The organism is Streptomyces sp. NPDC087859, from assembly GCF_044742595.1.
Lineage (GTDB): Bacteria > Actinomycetota > Actinomycetes > Streptomycetales > Streptomycetaceae > Streptomyces > Streptomyces canus_F.
Genome location: NZ_JBIUUU010000005.1, coordinates 119,248 through 139,041, shown reverse-complemented (window position 1 = coordinate 139,041; position 19,794 = coordinate 119,248). Strand labels below are relative to the sequence as shown.

General features: G+C 71.5%; 11 protein-coding genes. 1 reads left to right on the top strand and 10 read right to left on the bottom strand.

The features are described 5' to 3' along the window. Positions 1–130 precede the first annotated feature (130 nt). The 6 genes from ACIOHP_RS13320 to eccD form a co-directional block, all read right to left on the bottom strand. The gene (locus tag ACIOHP_RS13320; RefSeq protein WP_401886685.1) at positions 131–3,382 is read right to left on the bottom strand and encodes an AAWKG family protein; all 3,252 of its coding nucleotides are present in this window, start codon (positions 3,380–3,382) and stop codon (positions 131–133) included. Positions 3,383–3,406: 24 nt separating this feature from the next. Beyond that, entirely contained in the window at positions 3,407–3,874 is a 468-nt protein-coding gene (locus ACIOHP_RS13315) for a type VII secretion system-associated protein (RefSeq protein WP_351681662.1), read from the bottom strand. Between the two features lie 213 nt (positions 3,875–4,087). Continuing rightward, positions 4,088–4,396: a WXG100 family type VII secretion target gene (locus ACIOHP_RS13310; protein ID WP_351681664.1), complete on the bottom strand. Its 309-nt coding sequence runs from the start codon at positions 4,394–4,396 to the stop codon at positions 4,088–4,090. 87 nt (positions 4,397–4,483) lie between these two features. Next, the gene (locus ACIOHP_RS13305; protein ID WP_327714439.1) at positions 4,484–4,819 is read right to left on the bottom strand and encodes a hypothetical protein; all 336 of its coding nucleotides are present in this window, start codon (positions 4,817–4,819) and stop codon (positions 4,484–4,486) included. A gap of 474 nt (positions 4,820–5,293) precedes the next feature. Next, complete coding sequence (gene eccB, locus ACIOHP_RS13300) at positions 5,294–6,856, bottom strand: type VII secretion protein EccB (RefSeq protein ID WP_361550126.1); 1,563 nt, start codon at positions 6,854–6,856, stop codon at positions 5,294–5,296. 40 nt (positions 6,857–6,896) lie between these two features. Then, positions 6,897–8,303 (bottom strand): type VII secretion integral membrane protein EccD, encoded by a 1,407-nt coding sequence (eccD, locus tag ACIOHP_RS13295; protein ID WP_401886680.1) that lies wholly within the window; start codon positions 8,301–8,303, stop codon positions 6,897–6,899. Between the two features lie 452 nt (positions 8,304–8,755). On the opposite strand from eccD, the gene eccCa reads away from it, so the two are divergent. Then, entirely contained in the window at positions 8,756–12,748 is a 3,993-nt protein-coding gene (gene eccCa / locus ACIOHP_RS13290; protein WP_401886677.1) for a type VII secretion protein EccCa, read from the top strand. Between the two features lie 323 nt (positions 12,749–13,071). Here eccCa and ACIOHP_RS13285 read toward each other — a convergent pair whose 3' ends face one another. From ACIOHP_RS13285 to ACIOHP_RS13270, 4 genes are all read right to left on the bottom strand, one after another. Continuing rightward, positions 13,072–14,310 carry a S8 family serine peptidase gene (locus tag ACIOHP_RS13285; protein ID WP_401886674.1) on the bottom strand — a complete coding sequence of 413 codons (1,239 nt, stop codon included), beginning with the start codon at positions 14,308–14,310 and terminating at the stop codon, positions 13,072–13,074. After that, on the bottom strand, positions 14,307–17,621 hold the full coding sequence (locus ACIOHP_RS13280) for a right-handed parallel beta-helix repeat-containing protein (protein WP_401886669.1): 3,315 nt from the start codon (positions 17,619–17,621) through the stop codon (positions 14,307–14,309). Before ACIOHP_RS13280 ends, ACIOHP_RS13285 begins: the two co-directional genes overlap by 4 nt. A 151-nt stretch (positions 17,622–17,772) precedes the next feature. Beyond that, on the bottom strand, positions 17,773–19,005 hold the full coding sequence (locus ACIOHP_RS13275) for a ricin-type beta-trefoil lectin domain protein (protein ID WP_401886666.1): 1,233 nt from the start codon (positions 19,003–19,005) through the stop codon (positions 17,773–17,775). Then, complete coding sequence (locus tag ACIOHP_RS13270; RefSeq protein WP_401886662.1) at positions 19,002–19,754, bottom strand: type VII secretion system-associated protein; 753 nt, start codon at positions 19,752–19,754, stop codon at positions 19,002–19,004. Before ACIOHP_RS13270 ends, ACIOHP_RS13275 begins: the two co-directional genes overlap by 4 nt. Between the last annotated feature and the right edge of the window lie 40 nt (positions 19,755–19,794).

Genomic DNA, 19,794 nt, shown 5'->3' with positions numbered 1-19,794 from the left:
CCGTGCGCCCGTCCGTGCTTGCCGGTCCGTCAACTGCCCTGCTGATCTTGCCTGGTGAGGCCCCCGCCGCGGAAGCGGGGACCGAGTGTGATGCGTCTCCGCGCGAGGGTCGGCCGCGGCCGTACGGTGCTCACCGTCCGATGACGGCCGGTGTGCCGCCCTCTTCGGTGCCCCACACGTCGGCGTCCTCCTCCAGGTAGTCGGAGCTGGTGGCCCTGTTACGGGCCGCCTGCGTCTCCTCCTCGGGAGAGTCACCGCCGGTGGTCGCCACCCGGGAGGCCGGGGCGAGGAAGGTGTCGTCGTCCTCCTGGCGGTTCCACGGGCTGCGCCGGCGGCGGTTACGGCGCTCGCTCTCCTCCGCCGCGTCGACCAGCACGGCGCGCACGCGTTCGCCGTTGCCCTTGTCGCCGCCGGCCCCCATGCCGCCGGCGCCCATGCCGCCCATCGGCATGCCGGGGCTGCCGGGCATACCGGGGCTGCCGGGCGCGCCGGCCGTCGCGGCGGGGGCGAGCGCGCTGCCCGCGCTGCCCGCAGCGCCGTCCGAGAGAGGTTCTGCTCCGGTTGCGCCGGAGCTGTCCGCGGTGAGGTAGCTCTCCCCGACCCCGCCGCCGGATGCCCCTTCGCCCGCGCCGCCACCGACACCGAGGTCGGAGAGCGACAGGTCCTGGGTGGAGGTGCCGCCGGTGTCGTTGAGGCCGCCGATGCTCTCCAGATCGCCGAGGCCGTCGAGGATGTCCGAAGCGTCCCCGCGGCCCTGCGAGTTGAGATCGTGCAGGTCCACGCGCTCGGTGTTGCCCTGCGGGTCGGTGACGGTGGCGATGCCCGTGTCGGGGTCGATGACCTGCTTGCTGCCGTCGGGGAACTCCGTGGTCAGCATGCCGTTGTCGAGGCTGGTCTTCGAGCCGTCCGGGTTGGTCACCGTCGCGCCGTGGGTGAGATCGGTGGTCGTGGTGGTGCCGTCCGCGTTCGTGCTGGTCAACAGACCGCTGTCCGGGTCGAAGCTGATCCTGCTGCCGTCACGGAAGTCGGTGGCGATGTCGCCGTCGCTGAGCTGGGTGCTGCCGCCGGTCGGGGTCTCGAGGCCGTTCCGGTCGGTGTTGAGGTTCCCCAGGTCGCCCAGGTCCCCGTCCGACTGGGTGGGCAGGTCTGAGTTGATGTCGCCGAGGTCGCCCGGATTCGCGTTGTTGCTCTGGCTGTTGAGGTCGCCCAGGTTGCCGAGGTCCTGGGTGATCGTGGTGCCGTCGGGGTCGGTGGTGCTGACCTGACCCGTCGTGGGGTCGACGGTCTGGACGCTGCCGTCGGGGAAGGTGGTGGTCAGCTTGCCGTCGTCGCCGAGGGAGGTGACCGAGCCGTCCGGGTTGGTCACCCTGGTGCCGTCGCCCAGATTCTGCGTGGTGACGCTGCCGTCCGGGTGGGTGGTGGTGAGCACCCCGCTGTCCGGGTCGAAGCTGGTGCTGCTGCCGTCCGGGAAATCGGTGGTGAGCTTGCCGCCGTCGAGCTGGGTGTTGCCACCGGTCGGGGTCTTGACCGAGCCGCCGCCCGTGTTCAGGCCGCCGAGGTTCCCCAGGTTCTGGGTGACCGCGTCGTTGGCGGCGTTGTTCGTGCCGCCCGGGCCTGTGTTCACCGAGCCGAGGTTGCCGAGATTCGTGATGCCCGGGGGCGGGGTGGAGGTGAAGGCCTGCTGGTCGCCGCCCTGACTGTTCACGTCGCCGAGATTGCCGAGGCTCTCGGTGACCGGGTTGTTCTGGTTCAGCAGGTCGTCCAGGCCGTCGAGGTTCTGCTCGGTGACGCCGTTGGGGTTGTTGATGCCGCCGAGGCTCTCCTCCATGGCCTTGGCCTGCTCCTCGGCCTGCCGCTTGGCCTCTTCCTGCTCCCGCCGCTGCTCCTCGCGCAGCTCGTCCTGGTACTTCTTGTCCTCTTCGCGCTGCTGGTTCTGCTCGTTGCGCAGGTCGTCCTGGAGGCGCTTGTCCTCCTCACGCTGCCGGTTCTGCTCGTCGCGCAGCTCGTCCTGGTACTTCTTGTCCTCTTCCCGCTGACGGTTCTGCTCCGCGCGCAGCTCGTCCTGGTACCTGCGGTTCTCCTCGTTCTGCCGATTGATCTCCTCCTGCTCCTCCTTGGCCTTCTTCTCCTCGTACTCCTCCGAGGCCGTGCTGGTCGACTTCGGCTTGGGCACGTTGTCGGAGAAGTCGTCGCCCAGGTCGAGGAAATGGTTGTTCAGGTTCGACTGCACCTCGGCTGCGGGCTTGCCGAGGTACTCGTTGACGCCCTGACTCCAGATCTTGACCGCCTTGTCGCCGACCTTCGCCCAGTTCGCGATGTCGGTGAGGTCGCCGTACTCCGGGTGCACCTGGGTGAAACCGGCCTGCGGGCTGTGGCTGACGGTCGTGGTGTAGCGGGAGGTGTACGACTTGATGTCGGTCTTGGCAACGTTGTTCGCGTCCACCCACTGGGCGAGGTCGTCCAGGACGTAGCGCAGCACCTGATGCGGGTCGTAGTACGGGGACTTGGCCCAGGCGAGCCACGCCTCCAGCAGCTTGTTCGCGGCGTCCTCGAGGTACTTGCGGCCCAGCGACAGGGCGCGGGAGTACACGGTGCCGCCGGTGCCGGTCCCATCGCCCGCGCCCGGGCTGGAGTTGAAGGTCTCGACGTAACTGTCGTAGTTCTCGCGGATCTTCTTCAGCAGGCTGCGGAAGACCTCGGCGGCCTCGCCCTTCCAGCTCGCGTCGTCCCGGCCGAAGCGGTCCTCCCAGTCCTTCAGCACCACGGCGTGGTCCTTGAAGAACTTGGCGGCGAAGTCGAAGGACTCCCCGGTGGTGTTGAAGGAGTTGAGGTCCACCACATCCGCCCCGGGCACACCGAGGTTGCTGAACCGGGCGTCCGTGGTGCTGCCGCCCAGGAGAGCGAGGAGTGCCGCCCGCGGCCCGTTCATGTACCGGGCGAGCGGGATGGTGCTCATCTTGTCCTTGTTGTAGTCCGTGAACTCGTTGCCCTCACGGACCTGCGCGTCATGGACGTTGTCCGAGCCCGGACCGGCGAAGATGATCTCCTCTCCGGCCTTGACCCGGCCCTCGAAGACAATCCGGGCCTGCATGATGGAGCGCTTCTTGCCGCTGTCGAAGAACCAGATGTCGTAGTCCTCGCCCTTGTTCGTCAGGAACCCGGAGTCCTTGACAAGCACGCTGAGGCTGCGCTCCTTGATGTCCATCCGGAACAGCTTGCCGCCGTGTTCGGAGCGCAGGGTGTCGAAGACGGTGTTGCGGTCGGGCACCGGATAGCCGGTGATGTGGGTGACCAGGGTGGCCCAGGTGTCACTCGACGGGTCGCCGGCGTTGTCGAACTTGTCGAGATTGGCGACGGAGTTGGCGTCGTACCGATCGGCCACCGGGCGCCCTTTCTGTTCGGTCGGTCAGGAATCGTCCGGATCGCCGGAACCGCCGGCGGTGAGGGTGTCGACCTCGTCGAAGGTCTGGAGGAGCGTCTGGGCGTCGATCGCGTCGAGGTTCTTGTCCTTGGTCTTGTTGGCCTCTTCGATCGTCTCGGTGAGGGCCTCCTTCAACTCCTTGAAGAGGTCCACCTGGTCGCCGAGCAGCTTGTCGATGGCCTCGGCCGCGGTGCGGATGTCCTCGATCAGCTTCGGTCCTGAGACCAGCGGCTCGGTCACCATCCTGCCGATGCGCAGGAGTTGCTTGTCCTGGGCGAGGTTGTCCGGTGTGGTGTGGCCGTCGATGAGGTGGCCGAGCGGGCGGATGTGGGATCCGTCGCCCTCCTCCCGGTGCTTCTTCGCGGCGGTGTGGACCGGCTGTACCTCGTTGTCCCGGAAGTTCTCCATCTGCTTGAGGTCGAAATGCTTGACGTCGGCCTTCTCACCGGCCATGGGACGCACTCCTGACGCTTGGTGCCGGGCGGGGACACGAGGGCACGGCGGACGCCGGGTGGTGGACGGACGGCGGCCGGGCCGACGTCCCCGCGTGCGACATGGACGCAACGGGCCGGTCCGCAGATTCCCGTCCCGCTCCACGCTGCGTCCGGGGCACACGGCCCGGGCCGCGTCATCGAACCCTCGACGAAAGGAAAACTCGGCGATGCCCTAACGGGCCCGCACGTTGCCCCAGTTGTCGGCGCTCTTGCGCTCGTCGCGGGAGTGGTTGTCGTGGATCATCTGGATCAGCTCGCCGTTGTCGCCAAGGAGCTTGGCCATGTTCTTGGTGGCCTGGTCCCACTCCGCCTGGACCTGACGGTAGGTCTCCTGGTCGGAACCCTCCCAGGAGTTGACGAGCGGCTTCAGCTCGTCCTCCAGGTTGTTGAGGGTGGTGATGATCTGCTGGGTCTGGTTCATCAGTTCCTCGATGGCGTTGCGGACCACGGGGTACTGCACGTCGATGATGCCGTCGGCCATGACGTCTCCTCTCGTACGGCCGGGCGCCGGCCCGGGAAGCTCAAGGGGTTCGGCCTCGCCGTGACGGGGCCGGTGCTACCGGTCGGGTCAGCTCAGCGCTTCGAAGACGCCCTGACTGGTCTTGCTGTTGAGGACCTCGGTCAGGTCCTGGTTCTCCTGCGCCAAACGGTTGGCGGAGGTCACGTTCTCCTGGAGCGCGTCGACCATCGTGCTGATCTGGATGACGACCTTCTGCGCCTCGGCGTTCCAGCTACGGAAGAGCTTCAGCAGGGCCTGGCCCTCGTCGCCGCCGACGCCCGAACGCGCGGCGATCTCACCGACGTTGTTCTGGATCTTCTCGACCTGGCTCCGGGCCGACTCCAGCGAGGAGACACCCCCCAAGCCCTTGGCATAGTCCGCTTTCCTCGCGGCGCTGTCCGCCATGTCGCGCTCCCTTCGTTCAGCCCCGTCTCGTCGCACAGTTGCTCGCTGAGGCTAAAGAGAAGCCGTCGTTCCGCGCAACGCGCACAGGGAAGATTTGAGCTTCGGTCAGCTCGCCTCGGAATTCTTACGTGGCAAGGGAGTTGTACGGAGGTTTCAGCGATATGAACAAGCCTCTCCCACCCGCCGGGCAACCGCGGCGCACCGTCCACCAGGCAACGCGAGGCGGGCAAAAAGCGGGCACGCGGACAGGCCGAACGGGCGTCGCCGAGAGTCGTATCCGGCTTTGCTAGCGCTTCCTCCGGATTTCGCGGGCACGGCTCGGCCGAAATATCTGAGCTCTATTTGAGGTTCCCTCCGCGTTCCGTTCCCGACGACTCCGCGGACTTCTCACCACCGGCAACCACTTTGGCTCAAAACTTCTGTTGCCCGCGCCCTTTTCCTTTTCATCGGCGCCGAATGCACTCCTTGCCATGATCAGCGTGCGGTGTCCGCCTTGTCCTCAATGGTGCTCGCCTCGCGCGCCTTCCGTTCCGCGTCCGGGGCGCACTGCGGAGCCGTCACCTTGGGCTCGACGGCGCCCGAGGCGGCGGCCGGGTCGAGGTCCGCGCCGGTCGGGAGCGCCGCGAGCAGAGGCGCCGGGACGGAGGCGATGTCCGCGCTCTCGTAGCCGAGCGCGGCCAGCGAATCCTTGGTGGAGACGCGGTACTTGACGCCGTTGTCCGCCACCAGGTAGCTCGTCCCCGCATGCGCGGCGCCGCTGGCGTTCAGGGCACGGACCAGGGCACCCCGACCGGGCCGGACCACCGTGGCGTCGGTCGGGACGCAGGCCGGCTTCAGCGGCTGGGCGGTGCCTTCCGAGACCGCGACCGGGGCGAGCCGGGTCAGCTGCACCAGCACCGACCTGATCCGGACGCCGCCGTCACCTCCGTCGACCTGTGCGCACAGCGCGGTGCCGCGGGGCGCGGACTGCGGGACGGGGGGCGCGTCCGGCAGCTCCGTGGAGGCGCCGGTGTCCTGGTCCTTGGCTCGGTGTTCGCGCAGCGCGTCGGCGCCGACCGTGCGCACCTCGGGCGAGCGCCCCCGGTAGGCGTCCTTCTGGGTGGCCGGGTCGCCCAGCACCAGAGCGGCGCCGAGCCGGGTCAGCGGCACCAGACCGTCCTTGCGCAGCAGATGGTAGGTGCTGGCGCCCCCGGGGACGCTGACCTTGAACAGCTGGCCGATCCGGCTGGCCTCCCCGCCGAGTTCGGGGCCCTCCTCACCGCGTCCCGGCACCGCCGGCGGCTTCAGGACGGGGCCGGGGGCCAGCGCGTCGAGGAAGGCCGCCGAGACCGGCATCGGCCGCTCGGAGCCATAACCGAGGGCGTTGCGCGCGTCCGACGCGCGGTCCAGGGGGAGCCGGCTGCCCCGCCACACCAGGTACTCGGTGTCGTCGGGCCCGCTCACCAGCACCCCGCGGTCGCCGCCGACGCCGCTGGAATCCAGCGACGCACCGGCCACCACGGTGGTCGCGCCCGGCTTGTCCACCCCGGTCGCCACGGCACCGGAGGTGTCCGGCAACGCGCCGTCCGGGCCGGTGACGCACATGTGCCAGGCGCCGCCATCGAGTTGGCCGGGCTCGGGCACGGCGTCGGGGGCGCCGGGGATGCCTGCCGGGGCGCCCACCGGGACGTCCCGCAGCGATGCGGTGGCCACGTCCACGCTCTCCAGGTCGGAGCCGCCGATCAGCCGCGCCGAGGCGTAGTTGCGCACCGGGTGCAGCACGCCGTCGGTATCGGTCCACAGGTAACGGGCGCCGGTGTCGCGGTTGACCACCAGGTGCGCGCCGTCGCGCCAGGCGTCGTTCCCGCCGGGGCGCAGCAGGCCGTAGACGGTGGCGCCCGCACCGACCAGCACGGTGACCAGTACGCCGAAGACCACGCCGCGTGTGGTGCGACCGAGCGGGCTCTCCGGGGCGTCCGGGTCGGCCATCAGCAGGCCCGAACTGAGCCTGCCCATCATGAAGGTGTGAGCGTGTACCTGGTCGCGTTTGGACTGCACGGCCTCTCCTCGTCGTTCTCTTGCCGGAGTGCGGTTGGACTCAGCCGAACAGGCCGCGCAGCCATCCGAAGAGTCCCGCCACCCACAGGCTGAGCGGCAGCAACGCCACCGCGATGCCGGTGTGCGCCACCTCCGCCGCCCGGCCCCAGTACGGCAGCATGCGGCGGCCGGGCACCGTCCAGGCGGCGATGACCAGCGCGGCGGCCGCGCCGAGCAGTACCGCGAAGACCACCAGTCGCCCGTCGCCGTCGCTGTCCTCCGCCCAGCTGCGGGCGAGCAGCAGCAAACCCCAGATCCCGGGCACCGCGAGGGTCAGCCGCTGGCCGATGTGCACCAGCCCGCGGGAGTGCAGAAGCAGCAGCAGGCTCAGCGCGAGCGCGGTCAACACCTCGGGCAGGTGAGGGCGTTCGGCGAGGACCAGCAGGGCTCCCGCGGCGATGATCCCGGTGACGGCGAAGAGCGCGGTGACCCAGCGCCCGGCCAGTTCGGTGCGCTCGGCGACGTCGCTGCCCGCGTAGGGCTCGATGCCTTCCTGGAGCTGGCTGGCGGAGGAGGGCAGGGCGGGCATCCGCATCCCTGCCAGCTTGAAGGCGAACGGCGCCACCGTCCCGGCCGCGAGCACGAAAACCGTCGCCACCAACGCGACCGCGGCGGGCACGGCCAGGCCCGTGTAGCCGATGAGGGCACCGGAGATCGCGATGGCCACCGACACGACCGCGGTGCCCAGCAGGGCCGGGGCGCCGACCGCGGTGGCGGCCAGTGCGAGGACCGCGCCGCCTGCACCGGCCGTGCCCGCGGCGAGCAGCCGCGCGCCCGCGACCTGCGCCGCGTCCGGGCCGGTCAGGTCACCGCCGGGCAGCACCCAGCCGGCCAGCGCCAGACAGGGTGCGACCAGCAGGCCGAGCGCGGCCGCGGAAAGCCGGTCGCCGACCGCGCGGCTGGCGGTGCCCGCGCCCGCGAGCAGCAGGAGCCCCGCCACCGCGGCGCAGGCCGCCCTGACGGAGCCGGAGCCGGCCGCTCCCGGCCAGAACACCAGCACCAGGGCCGCCGCCACGGTCGCCACCGTGGCGCCCACCAGCAGCCCGCGGGCCGCCTCGGGGTGCCAGGTGTGCAGCCTGCGGCCGGCGGTGTCGGCTATCCCGTCCACCAGGTCGTCGAGCCGGGCCTCGGGCAGGGCCTCGGTGTGCGGGCGCAGATAGAGCACGTCCCCGTCGGCGAGCCCGGCCCGCGCGAGGGTCGTCTCCTCGTCGAGCGGGGCGTCACCCAGCCGCTGGAGCACCCAGCCGGCATGGTCGAGCCCGGCCTCCTCGGCCTCCTCGCCGACATAGCGCAGCAGCGTGGGCAGCAGATCGGCGACCGGCACGTCGGCGGGCACGGCCAGATCGACGGAGACGCTCGGCGCACGTACGGTCAGGCGGCACAGTTCGGCCACCGCGCTGTCGGTCATCAGCTGAACTCTCGTCTTCCGTGGGGGTTTTGACAGGAGGGCTTCCCGCGAGCGGCGTAGTGCGAAGAGTACGGAAGGTCCGCACGGGCCGGAACAGGGGGGTCGGACAAGGGAATTACGACCGCGAACCCGGCAACCACCTCTCCCGCGTGGACAGGTCGCGTCACGTGAATGCAGACTACTGCCTACGCTCGCCGGAACGTGCTGGGGACCGGGCTCCTTGTCCGGTATGCAGTTGAATGGTGGGAGAGTTGGCCGTTTCCTGCTTTCCGCCTCCACCATTCATCCGGCGTTCACCGCGTACCCGGGTCCCGGGAAAATGACCGCGGTGCGGTCTTTCCGGCTACCGGGTGTCCCGGTATTCGGTGCGGGCCGGAAAGTCAGTGAACCGGAGGTTCTGTTCCTTGAGTGTGGTGCTGTTTCGCCGGCCGGCCCGCAGGCGCGGTCCAGAGATGCCCGAAGGACAATTGACCCTCCAGGAGCCACCGGTCCTCGCGGAGACGGTGCCCGACACCTCGGCGATATGGACCTATCTGCCGATGGCGCTCATGTCGGTGTCGATGATGCTGATGTTCCTGCGCCCGGGCGGTGGCAACGGCGTCTTCATCTACCTGGCGATGGGCGTCATGGCGCTGTCCGCCGGGGCGATGCTGCTGGGTCAGCTCATGCGGCGCTCCAGCGAGCGCAAGCAGCGCCTGAAGGGCGAACGCCGCGACTACCTCCGCTATCTGGCGCAGACCCGCAAGCGGGTCCGTTCCACCATCGTGGAGCAGCAGCGGGCGCTCGCCTGGCGTCACCCGGAGCCGTCGTCCCTGCGATCGCTGGCCCGCACCTCACGGCTGTGGGAACGCCGCCCGGCCGACGAGGACTTCGGCGAGGTCCGGCTCGCGGTCGGCGAACAGCAGCTCGCCCTCACCCTCGACCCGGTGTCCACCCGCCCGGTGGAGGACCTCGAACCGCTCTGCGCGCACGCCCTGCGCCGCTTCATCCGCGCCTACTCCACGATTCCCGAGCAGCCCCTGGGCCTCTATCTGCGGTCGTCGGCGCGGGTCCTGCTGCGCCCCGAGGAGACCCTGGCAGAGGAGCTCGGCGCGTCGTCCGGGACCCCCGAGGGCGCCGGCGAGGAAGCCGTACGCGCTCTGCTGCGTGCCGCTCTCGGCCAGCTCGCGGTGTTCCACGCGCCGGAGGAGCTGTGGATCGCCCTCTGCGTCAGCGACGAGCGCCGGGCCGACTGGGAGTGGGTCAAGTGGCTGCCGCACGCGCTGCATCCGTACGAGGAGGACGGCGCCGGGCAGGTCCGCCGGATCACCGCCGACCTCACCGAGCTGGACGACCTGCTCGGCGCCGAATTCGCCGAGCGCCCCGGCTTCGACCCGGATGCCCGCCCGGGCCGTGACGAGCCGTACACGGTCGTCGTCCTTGACGGCGTCACCGTACCCGAGGGTCACCGCTGGGAGGGTCACGGCTATCGCAACGCCGTGGTGCTGGACGTCTCCGGCGCGCTGCGCTGGCGGCCCGGCCGCAACACGCTGCGGCTGACCGTCGGGCCGGACCAGGTGAACCTGGTGCGCACCGACCGCAGCCGCAAGGAGCGCGCGGTGCCGCTCGGCCGGCCGGACCGGCTCGGCCCGCTCGGTGCGGAGTCGCTGGCGCGGCTGCTCGCCTCCCGCCGGATCAGCCTGGGCAGCGACATCGCACAGCCGCTGGACAGCGACGTGGAGCTGACCACTCTGCTCGGCATCCCCGATCTGCACCGGCACGACACCAAGGCTCTCTTCGCGCGCCACACCGGCTCCGCCCGGCTGCGGGTGCCGATCGCGGTCGGTGTCGACGGCCGTCCGGTGGAACTGGACATCAAGGAGTCCGCGCAGGGCGGCATGGGCCCGCACGGCATGCTCATCGGCGCCACCGGGTCCGGCAAGAGCGAACTCCTGCGCACCCTCGTCCTGGGCCTCGCCCTGACCAACTCCTCGGAGACCCTGAACTTCGTCCTGGTCGACTTCAAGGGCGGCGCCACCTTCCTCGGCCTGGAGGAACTGCCGCACACCTCCGCCGTCATCACCAACCTCGCCGACGAAGTCGCCCTGGTGGAACGCATGCAGGACGCCCTGCACGGCGAACTCATCCGCCGCCAGGAGCTGTTGCGCGCGGCCGGCAACTACACCTCGGCCCTGGAGTACGAGCGGGCTCGCGCCGGCGGGGCCGATCTCACCCCGCTGCCCAGCCTGTTCGTGGTGGTCGACGAGTTCAGCGAACTCCTCTCCGCACACCGCGAGTTCATGGACCTGTTCGTGATGATCGGCCGCCTCGGCCGCTCGCTGGGCGTGCATCTGCTGCTGGCCTCGCAGCGCCTGGACGAGGGCCGGATGCACCAACTGGAGAGCCACCTGTCGTACCGGGTCGGCCTGCGCACCTTCTCCGCCATGGAGAGCCGGGGGGTGCTCGGCGTGCCGGACGCCTACGAGCTCCCGGCCCAGCCCGGCAGCGGCTATCTCAAGTCCGGTGTGGAGGCCCTCACCCGCTTCCGTGCCGCCTACTCCTCCGGCACCTACCGGCGCCGCACCGGCGCGGTGGTGCAGGCGCGGGTGGCCAGCCAGGTCGTGCCGTGGACCAGCGGCTGGGTGGTGCCGCGCACACTCGACCCCACGTCCGCCCCGGAGCCGGAGACCGAGGAGAGCGGCGACGAGGAGACCCTGCTCGACGTGGCCCTGGACCGGCTGCGCGACTCGGGTCCCGCCGCCCACCAGGTGTGGCTGCCGCCGTTGGACGAGCCGTCCCCGCTGGACGCCCTGCTGCCCGGTCTCGCCCCCGACCCGGAGCGCGGCCTCACCACCGCCGGCTGGTCCGGCACGGGCAGGCTGCGCGTCCCGGTCGGCCTGGTCGACAAGCCCTTCGAGCAACGCCGCGACCCGCTGGTCGTGGACCTGTCCGGAGCCGGCGGCCACGTGGCCATCGCGGGCGGCTCGCAGAGCGGCAAGTCCACCCTCGCCCGCACCCTGATCGCCGCGCTCGCTCTCACCCACACCCCGGCCGAGATCCAGTTCTTCTGCCTCGACTTCGGTGGCGGCGGCCTCTCCCAGTTCGCCGCACTCCCCCACGTCGGCGGTGTCGCGGCGCGGCTCAACCCGGAGCGGGTGCACCGGGCCGTCGCCGAGGTGATGACACTGCTCGCCCGCCGGGAGCAGTTCTTCGTCGACCACACCATCGACTCCATGCAGTCCTACCGCCGTCGCCGCGCCGCCGGGGAGTTCCCCGACGAGCCCTTCGGCGACGTCTTCATGGTGGTCGACGGCTGGTCCACGGTCCGTCAGGACTACGACGACCTGGTCCCGAAGTTCAACGAACTCGCCGCCCGCGGCCTCAACTACGGCATCCATCTGCTCATCACCACCACCCGCTGGGTGGAGCTGTCCGCGCAGGTCCGCGATCAGGCCGCGACCCGCCTGGAACTGCGGATGGGGGATCCGATGGACTCGGAGATCGACACCCGCAAGGCCCGATCGGTGCCGCGCAGCGGCGGCCGGGGCATCACCGCCGACAGCAAGATGCACTTCCTCGCCGGCCTGCCCCGCCTGGACGGCAGCGGCTCCCTCGAGGACCTCGGCGAGGGCGTCGCCCACCTGGTCGCTGAGGTGGCCAAGCACTGGTCCGGCCCGGCCGCCCCGCAGGTCCGGATGCTGCCGCACCGGCTGCCCCTCGCCGAACTCCCCGCGCCCGAGCCGACCGAGGGCGGCGGCATGCGTCTTCCGCTCGGCATCGACCAGGACGCCCTGGAGCCGGTGTGGCACGACTTCAGCCGCACCCCGCACCTGATCGTCGTCGGCGACACGGAGAGCGGCAAGACCAACCTGCTACGCCGCGTCACCGCGGGCATCACCGCCCGCTACGCACCGCACGAAGCGAAGATCATCGCGGTGGACTACCGTCGCACGCTCGTGGACGGCATCCCGGAGGAGTACCGCATCGGGCACGTCATCTCCCTGGACAACCTCAAGGAGACCATCGACGGCGCCGCCCGCGCCATGAAGACCCGCGTCCCCGGCGCGGACATCGCCCCCGCCCGGATGCGCAAGTGCGACTGGTGGACCGGCCCGCGTCTGTTCATCCTGGTCGACGACTACGACATGGTCGCCGGCAACTCCTTCCAGAGCCCCTTCGAACCACTCTTCGAGCATCTGACCCTCGGCTTCGAGATGGGCCTGCACGTGATCGTCGCCCGGAGCGCCATGGGCGCGGGCCGGGGTCTGAGCGACGCCCTGATCCGCCGCATGGACGAGGCGAACAACCCCGCGATCCTGCTCTCCTGCCCGCCCACCGAAGGCCGCCTCTTCGGCAACGCGAAGCCCGTCAACCTCCCGCCCGGCCGAGCCCTCCACATCGCCCGCCGCAAGGCACGGTTGATACAGACGGCACTGGTCGAGGGCGATCGCGCGCAGGAAGGCTGAGAGCGCTACGGGGTGAGCTGCACGGCGGCGGCGATGCGGGGTGGTCGCCACCGTCGGCTTTCCGGCACGGGGACCACGTGCGGCAGCCCCCGCGTCGGCTTTCCGGCACGCGGGTCACACCGGGCGGCCCCCTCCGTCGACCATGCGGCACCAGACGCGTGAGGTGACCTCTGCCGCCGACTGTGCGGCACCAGGCCTCTGGGCCGGGGCGGTCGGGGGTGCCCGGTCACAGGATCGTTGGCAGAGCGGCGGTTCGCTCGGCGAGGCCCACCACCGCCACAAGCAGGACGCCGCCCGCCGGCTCCGCCGTTCTCGGGTACAGCTCAGGCCTCTCCCGATCCACCGGCCTTGGCCGGACGCCAGCGCCTCGCACGGGCTCGGGGAAGGGCGAACACGGCCCACAGGACGGCGAGTACGGCAGTCGAGCCGAGGGCGACGAGGAGGGTGGCTCGGCCCGTGGCGGCGTCGGCGTCGGAGGTGTCGCGGACGGCGACGCGGTCTGCGGCGCGCCCGGTGCCGGTCGACGCACGCGAGTCACCGAGGACCGTGGTCACGGCGGCGTAGGCATCCAGCTGGGGAATGTCGGCCGGGTAGGCGGTGGCGGTCAGGCGGTGGGTGACGGCGTCGGCCGAGGCGTCCGGGTGCGCCGCGCGGACCACCGCGGCGGCACCGGCCACATAGGCGGCGGCAACCGAGGCGCCGGCACCGAGGTAATGGCCATGGCCGCGCGGTCCTCCGGAGACGACGCCGGCCCCGGGGGCGGCAAGGTCAATGCCCGTAGTGGGCAGGGCCTTGTCCGGACGGAGGCCACCGGGGAGCATGTCGGCGACCGAGAGGACTCCGGGCTCCCCGGCCGGCCAGTACACGCGGGGCGGGATCTCGTCGGTGTCCCCCCGCGTCGGCGGGTCGGGAGTGGCCGCGGCGACGACGACCGCGCCCGCGCGGCGGGCGTCGGCGACCGCTCGGGACAGTTCCGTGTCCCGGCGCGGAAGGGCCACCGTGACCGCGATGACGTCGACCCCGGCTTGAGTGGCCTCGCGCACCGCCGCCGCGACGAGCGCCGGGTTCGCCTCACCGCGTGTGTCCGTGCCGCGCAGCGCCAGGATCCGCGCGCCCGGGGCGACTCCGGCCAGACGCGCGGCGCCCTCGCCGGTCCCGGCGATCAGCCCGGCCAGGAAGGTGCCGTGCCCGACGCAGTCATCAGCGGCCGGGCCGTCGGCGGTGACCCGGCCGTCGAGGCCGTCGGCGTCGGGGGTGACACCGGTGTCGATCAGGGCGACGGTCACGCCCGCGCCGATGCCCTGCCCGTGCAGCCGGTCCAGGTCGAGACGCTGACGTGACCAGTCCTGCTTCTTCGCCTGCTCGCGCGAGGCGGCGGTGCACTCCGCGTCCGCATCGAGCACGGAAGGCATCGCCGGCAGTTCCTGACCCTTCTTCCCGTCAGCCGTCGGCATCCGCGAGAGGGGGGCCGTATGAGCCGGAACGGCCGTGGGCAGCAGCAGGGCGGCGGCGAGGCCGGCGCCGGACAGCAGACGGGTGGCCCCGCGGGCGGGAGGTTTCACAGTCCGGCCGCCTTCGGCACCGCGGCCACGTCCTCGGGAACAAGGATGCGCAAGTCGTCCAGGGTGGGCGCGGCCAGCGAACTGAGCCGCCCCGCCTGGCGGGTGACCATCGATTCGAGCACCTGCCGGGCAAGCCGGGCGTTGCCGAACGAGCGATCCCGGGGCAGCGCCTCGAAGTAGGCCCTGAGCACCGGGCCGGTGCCGGGGCCGCACTCGTAGCCCATGCTCGCGGCCTGTGCGCGCACGATGGTGACCAGTTCCTCCGAGGAGTAGTCGGCGAAGGCGATCCGGCGCGGGAAGCGGGAGGACAGCCCGGGGTTGGAGGCGAGGAAGCGCTCCATCTCGCCGGTGTAGCCGGCGACGATGACGACCACTTCGTCGCGGTGGTCCTCCATCAGCTTCAGCAGGGTGTCCACGGCCTCCTGTCCGAAGTCGGCGCCTCCGCCCTGCGGGGTGAGGGTGTACGCCTCGTCGATGAACAGCACACCGCCGCGGGCCCGTTCGAAGACCTCACGGGTGAGCTGGGCGGTGTGGCCGATGTAGCGGCCCACCAGGTCGGCACGGGCCGCCTCCACCAGCTGGCCCCGTTTCAGGATGCCGAGCTGCGTCAGGATCTCGCCGTAGAGACGGGCGACAGTGGTCTTGCCGGTGCCGGGCGGGCCGGTGAAGACCAGGTGGTGGCTGAGCGAGGGCACCGGCAGCCCGGCGGCGGCGCGGTGGCGGGCGGTGGTGATGAGGTTGACCAGGTCCGCGACATCGCGCTTCACCTCGGCCAGGCCGATCATGTCGCCGAGGCGGGTCAGCGGGTCGTCCTTGGGTGCACCGGACTCGGCGGCCGTCGCGGCGCCAGTGGCGGACACATCCTCCGGCAGCAGCAGCTGCAGGTCGTGCTCACCGACCTGCGCCTGGGCGGCGAGCCGCACGGCCTGTCGGTCCACCATCTCCTCGAACACCCCGCGTGCGGCACGGCCGTTGCCGAATCCGGCGTCCCTGGGCATCGCCTCGAAGTGCGCGGCCAGCGCGGCCTCGGTGCCCTCGCCCAGCTCGTACTGGTGCTGGGCGCACATGTTCCCCATGATGGCCACCAGTTCGGGCACGGAGTAGTTCTCGAACTCGACGGTCCGGGAGAAGCGGGAGGCGAGGCCCGGGTTCGAGCCCAGGAAGGACTCCATCTCCCGGGAGTAGCCTGCCGCGACCACGACCACGTCATCGCGGTGGTCCTCCATCAGCTTCAGCAGCGTGTCCACCGCCTCGCGGCCGAAGTCAGCTCCGCCGTTGCCGCTGTCCGCCGTGAGCGTGTACGCCTCGTCGACGAACAGCACACCCCCGAGGGCCCGTTGAAAGATCTCGGTGGTCTTGATCGCGGTGCCGCCGACGACCTGCGCGACCAGGTCGGCGCGGGAGACCTCCACGAGGTGCCCGCTGCGCAGAGAGCCCAGTTCGGCCAGGATCGCCCCGTAGAGGCGGGCGACGGTGGTCTTACCGGTGCCCGGAGGGCCCGCGAAGATCAAGTGTCTGCTCATCGGCGGTGCGGACATGCCGAGTTGCTCGCGGCGCTGGGCGAGCTGGGTCAGGTTGACCAGAGTGCCGACCTGCTGCTTGACGTTCTCCAGGCCGATCAGCGCGTTGAGGGCGCCGAGCGGGCCGTCCACGCGGTCCGGCGGGGGCGCATCCGCGGCGCCGGAGCCGGCCGGGTCGGTGTTCTCGGCGCTCCCGCTGCCCCAGGCATCACGCTTGCCGTTGCCAGTGCTCTTCAGGCCGTCCACGGCGAGCCGATCGCCTGGCGTTGTCTGCACCAGGCCGCCGCCCTCGTTCTCCCGGGCCAGGCAGTTCACGAGCGAGACCGGGGCGGTGGACTCCACCCGGAAGCCGTCCTGGGCGCCGCCGGAGACCTCGCAGCCGCTGAGCGAGGCCAGGGCGCCCTCGCGGAGCAGGAAGCCATGCCCCTGAGGGGCGTGGACCGTGGTGCGGTTGGCGGTCAGCTCTCCGCCGGACGCGACCACGACACCTTCCTCGCCGGATATCTCGACGCGGAAGTCGCGGACGGTGACACTGCCGCCGTCCTCCACGACCAGGCCGCTGGTGGCGGTGTCCGAGACCCCTCCGCCGGCCAGATAGAGGGTGCTGCCGGAGGCCACCCGCACGCCCGCGCCCTGCGGCCGGACGATTTCGCAGTCCTCGGCACGGCCGCGGGCGTCCTTGCCCGCCGTAATACCGTCACCGGAGGGCTCCACAAGTCGGGCCCGGCGCAGCAGCGGGTTGGCACCACCGCGCACCGAGACCGCGGGCGAGCCGCCGATCACCTCCAGGCGGTCCAGCTCCGGTGCCGAGTCCTCCTCCAGGAGCAGCCCGACCTGCTGGCAGTCACGGACCGTCAGACCGGTCAGCGCCGGAGAGGCGGCCCCCGCCACCCGGAGCGCCGCGCCCTGCGCGCCGTCCACCCAGCAGTCCTCGAAGGTGCCACGCGCCCGGTCGGTGACCAGCACTCCATGTCCTCGGGCGCGCGAGACGCGGCAGCGGCGCAGTACCGGGTCGGTGCCTCCGGCCAGCGCGATGCCGTTCCCGGAGGCTCCGGTGACGCGGACGTCCTCCAGCGTCGTGCGGCCCGTGCTGCTCAGGTGCACTCCGGTGCTGGTGTCGTGCACCACGGTGCGCACCACCGTCAGGGAGCAGTTCTGCTCCAGGGCGATGGAGGGCTTGTCCGTGGAGGAGATGTCGCAGTCCTCGACGCTGCCGGTGGCCTCGCCGCTGGCGAGCAGGCCGTTGCCGCGGGCGGCGCGCACCGTGCAGCCACGGATCCTGGCTTCGCCCTGTTCGGCGAGGACCACTCCGCTGGTGCCCAGGTGCTCCAGCGTGCAGGATTCCACGGTCGTGGGCGTGGTCGAGGTGACGACGATCCCGGCGCCCTGGGGGTTGCTCACCCGGCAGTCCCGCAGCGCGAGGGAGCCGGTGCCCCCGGCCAGTACCGCGGCCCAGGCCGCGCCGACGATCTCGCAGCCGTCGAGCGCGGCCTGCCCCCGCCGCACGTCCACGGCGGGCAGTTCGGCGTCACCGCCGCGCAGGGACAGCTCGGAGAGCATCACGGCGTCGGCGCGCAGCGCGAGGACGCTACCCGAGCGTGGCCTGATCTCGACGGTTCCCCGGCCCTCGGCGGCGGTGAGGGTGACCCGGGTGTGGATCACCAGGTTCTCCGCGTACGTCCCAGGCCGGACGCTGATGAGCGCACCGGTACGGGCAGCCGCGAGTGCCTCACCGATCGTCCGGTAGAGGTCCCGGTCCCCGGGACCGACCGTCAGTACCTGGCGCGACACGCACCAACCTCCTTGCTAGGGCAGCATCTTCAGCGAGCGCCCCGACCTCCGAGGACGCGTGTCGGCGAGCCGACGGTGCCATCATGCCCCGCAGCGGGGGCGGTCCGGCGCCGGGAGCGATGCTCTCGGCCTGACGGCGTCCGACACGCGGTCAGACGCTCCACTTCTGGTTGTCGGTACCGGCACAGGTCCACAGTTGCAACCAGGCGCCGTTGCCCGTGTTGTTGTCCTTGATGTCGACGCACTTGCCGACGACGGTGTTGACCAGGTCGTGGCGCTCGTTCAGGACGAACTTCTGGGCGGCGTTTCCACTGCACCGGGCGATCTGGATGGGGGTGCCGTCGCTGTAATCGGCGTTGGCCACGTCCAGGCACAGGCCCCGGATGCGCATGGTGCCGTCGGAGGCGAACTGCCACTTCTGCGCCACACCGTTGTTGCAGTCCCACACGAACAGCTTCTTGCCGTCGCCGAAGTCAGCGTTCGGTACGTCGAGGCAGCGGCCGGAGAGGTGGCTGCGCAGGGAGACCGGGGCACTGAACGTCACGCCCGAACCGGTGTCGGCGGGCTGGTCGGCGTCACCCCCGGAGGTGTTCCCGCCGCCCGACTTCGCGGGCTGATCCTGCCTGCCGGCGTCCCCCTCGGGCCGGTCCTTCCCGCCACCGTCCTGCTTCGGCGTTTCTCTGCCCGAGCCCTGCGCCGCGCCGCCCCCCGGGGCTTGCTTCACCGGCTTGTCGGGCTTGGCGGAGCTCTTCTCGCCATCGTCGGAGGCTTTGGTGTCGGGTGTGGTGACCACGAAATCACCCGGCGCCTCCTGCGCACCGCCGCCGAGCACGGTTCCTCCCGCCGGCGTCGCTTTCGGGTCCTTGTCGTCGCCCCCGGTGAGCACGAGGAACGGCACCGACACGAGCAGTGCCCCGGCGACCGCGGCCCCGGCCAGCACCGCCTTGCCCGGACGCCCCACGGGCGCGGTCTGCTGCTGCGGCCGGTCGATGGCGGTCGCGGTCATGGTCCGCACGAGAGCGGGCAGTCGGCTCTTGACCGCCGCGGCCGCACCGGGGTCGCTCTCCGAGTCGGCGTCGCCGTGAGGCTCCGCTTCCGACTCGGACAGACGGCCGGGGGCTGTGCCGCCGGCAGGATCTGTTTCGGCCTCGGGCTCGGCGGCCCGACCTTCCGCGGCAGCTTCGGGCTCGGTGGTACCGCCCTCCGCGGCAGCTTCGCCTCCGGCGGCCGTCCCCTCGGCCCCGGATTTCGCTCGGGCGGTCTCGGGCTCGACCTCGGCCTCGGGCTGAGGCGGGGCGAGGGCGGCGCTCGGGGCCGTCTCCTCGCCGGCGGAACCGGACTCCGCCCGCGGGGAGGTGGGGGGTTGCTGGGCCGGACGCGTCACGGGGTCCTCCCTGTGGTGTGGGGCCAAGGTTCAGCGGAGCTGTGGGTACGGATCTCGGAGGGGGCCGCGGGCGCCCGCTCGACTTCCGGCTCGGGCAAGGCGTCCAGGAGCCTGTCCGCCGGGACGAGCAGGGGGGCGGCGGCACCGGCGTTGACCATCAGCAGCGCGCCGGACCCGCGCAGTGATCGTGCCAGCTCCTGTGCCGGGACCGTGTCATGGCGAAGTGCTGCGGACATGAACTCGTGCGCCGGTGAGGTGAACGACAGGATCACCGGCGCCCCGTCCAGTCCGGCCGCTTTGAGCGGCCCGCCGTCCGGTCCCCGCACCACCGTGATCTCCGCTTCCGCGAGCGCCGCGAACGCCTCGGCCACCGAGCCGTATCCGGTGGCAGCCCGCTGCGCCGCCGCGTCCACCGGGTCGGTGGGTTCCGGCCAGCCCAGCACCCGGGCCGAGGGCCGGTAGGCGGGGTTGGGACGGTAGTCCCCGACGTCCCCGCTCTCGTCGGACTGCCACTCCCCCAACACCGCCCATTCCGGCGGCATACCGTCCTGCTTCCACTCCGGGTCCACCATCCCGATCCAGTGGCCGGGCGCCCGGCGGGCGGCGTCCCGTACGGCCTCGGGTATCTCGGGAGTGTCTGTGGCCTTGGCGTCGTCGGATGTCTCCGCGGCGGCCGGGCCGGAGCTGTCGGGCACCGCGGGCGGGACGTCATCGCCGCCCTCTTGCCGTTGTCCGGGCCGCATCTCCACCTGAACTCTTCGGTCAGTACGAACACTTGGGCGCCGGTGG

Bases quoted from the DNA above. Each gene is read 5' to 3' on its own strand.
- eccD (WP_401886680.1), bottom strand. From the start codon at position 8,303: ATGACCGACAGCGCGGTGGCCGAACTGTGCCGCCTGACCGTACGTGCG.
- ACIOHP_RS13310 (WP_351681664.1), bottom strand. From the start codon at position 4,396: ATGGCCGACGGCATCATCGACGTGCAGTACCCCGTGGTCCGCAACGCC.
- ACIOHP_RS13315 (WP_351681662.1), bottom strand. From the start codon at position 3,874: ATGGCCGGTGAGAAGGCCGACGTCAAGCATTTCGACCTCAAGCAGATG.
- ACIOHP_RS13305 (WP_327714439.1), bottom strand. From the start codon at position 4,819: ATGGCGGACAGCGCCGCGAGGAAAGCGGACTATGCCAAGGGCTTGGGG.
- eccCa (WP_401886677.1), top strand. From the start codon at position 8,756: ATGCCCGAAGGACAATTGACCCTCCAGGAGCCACCGGTCCTCGCGGAG.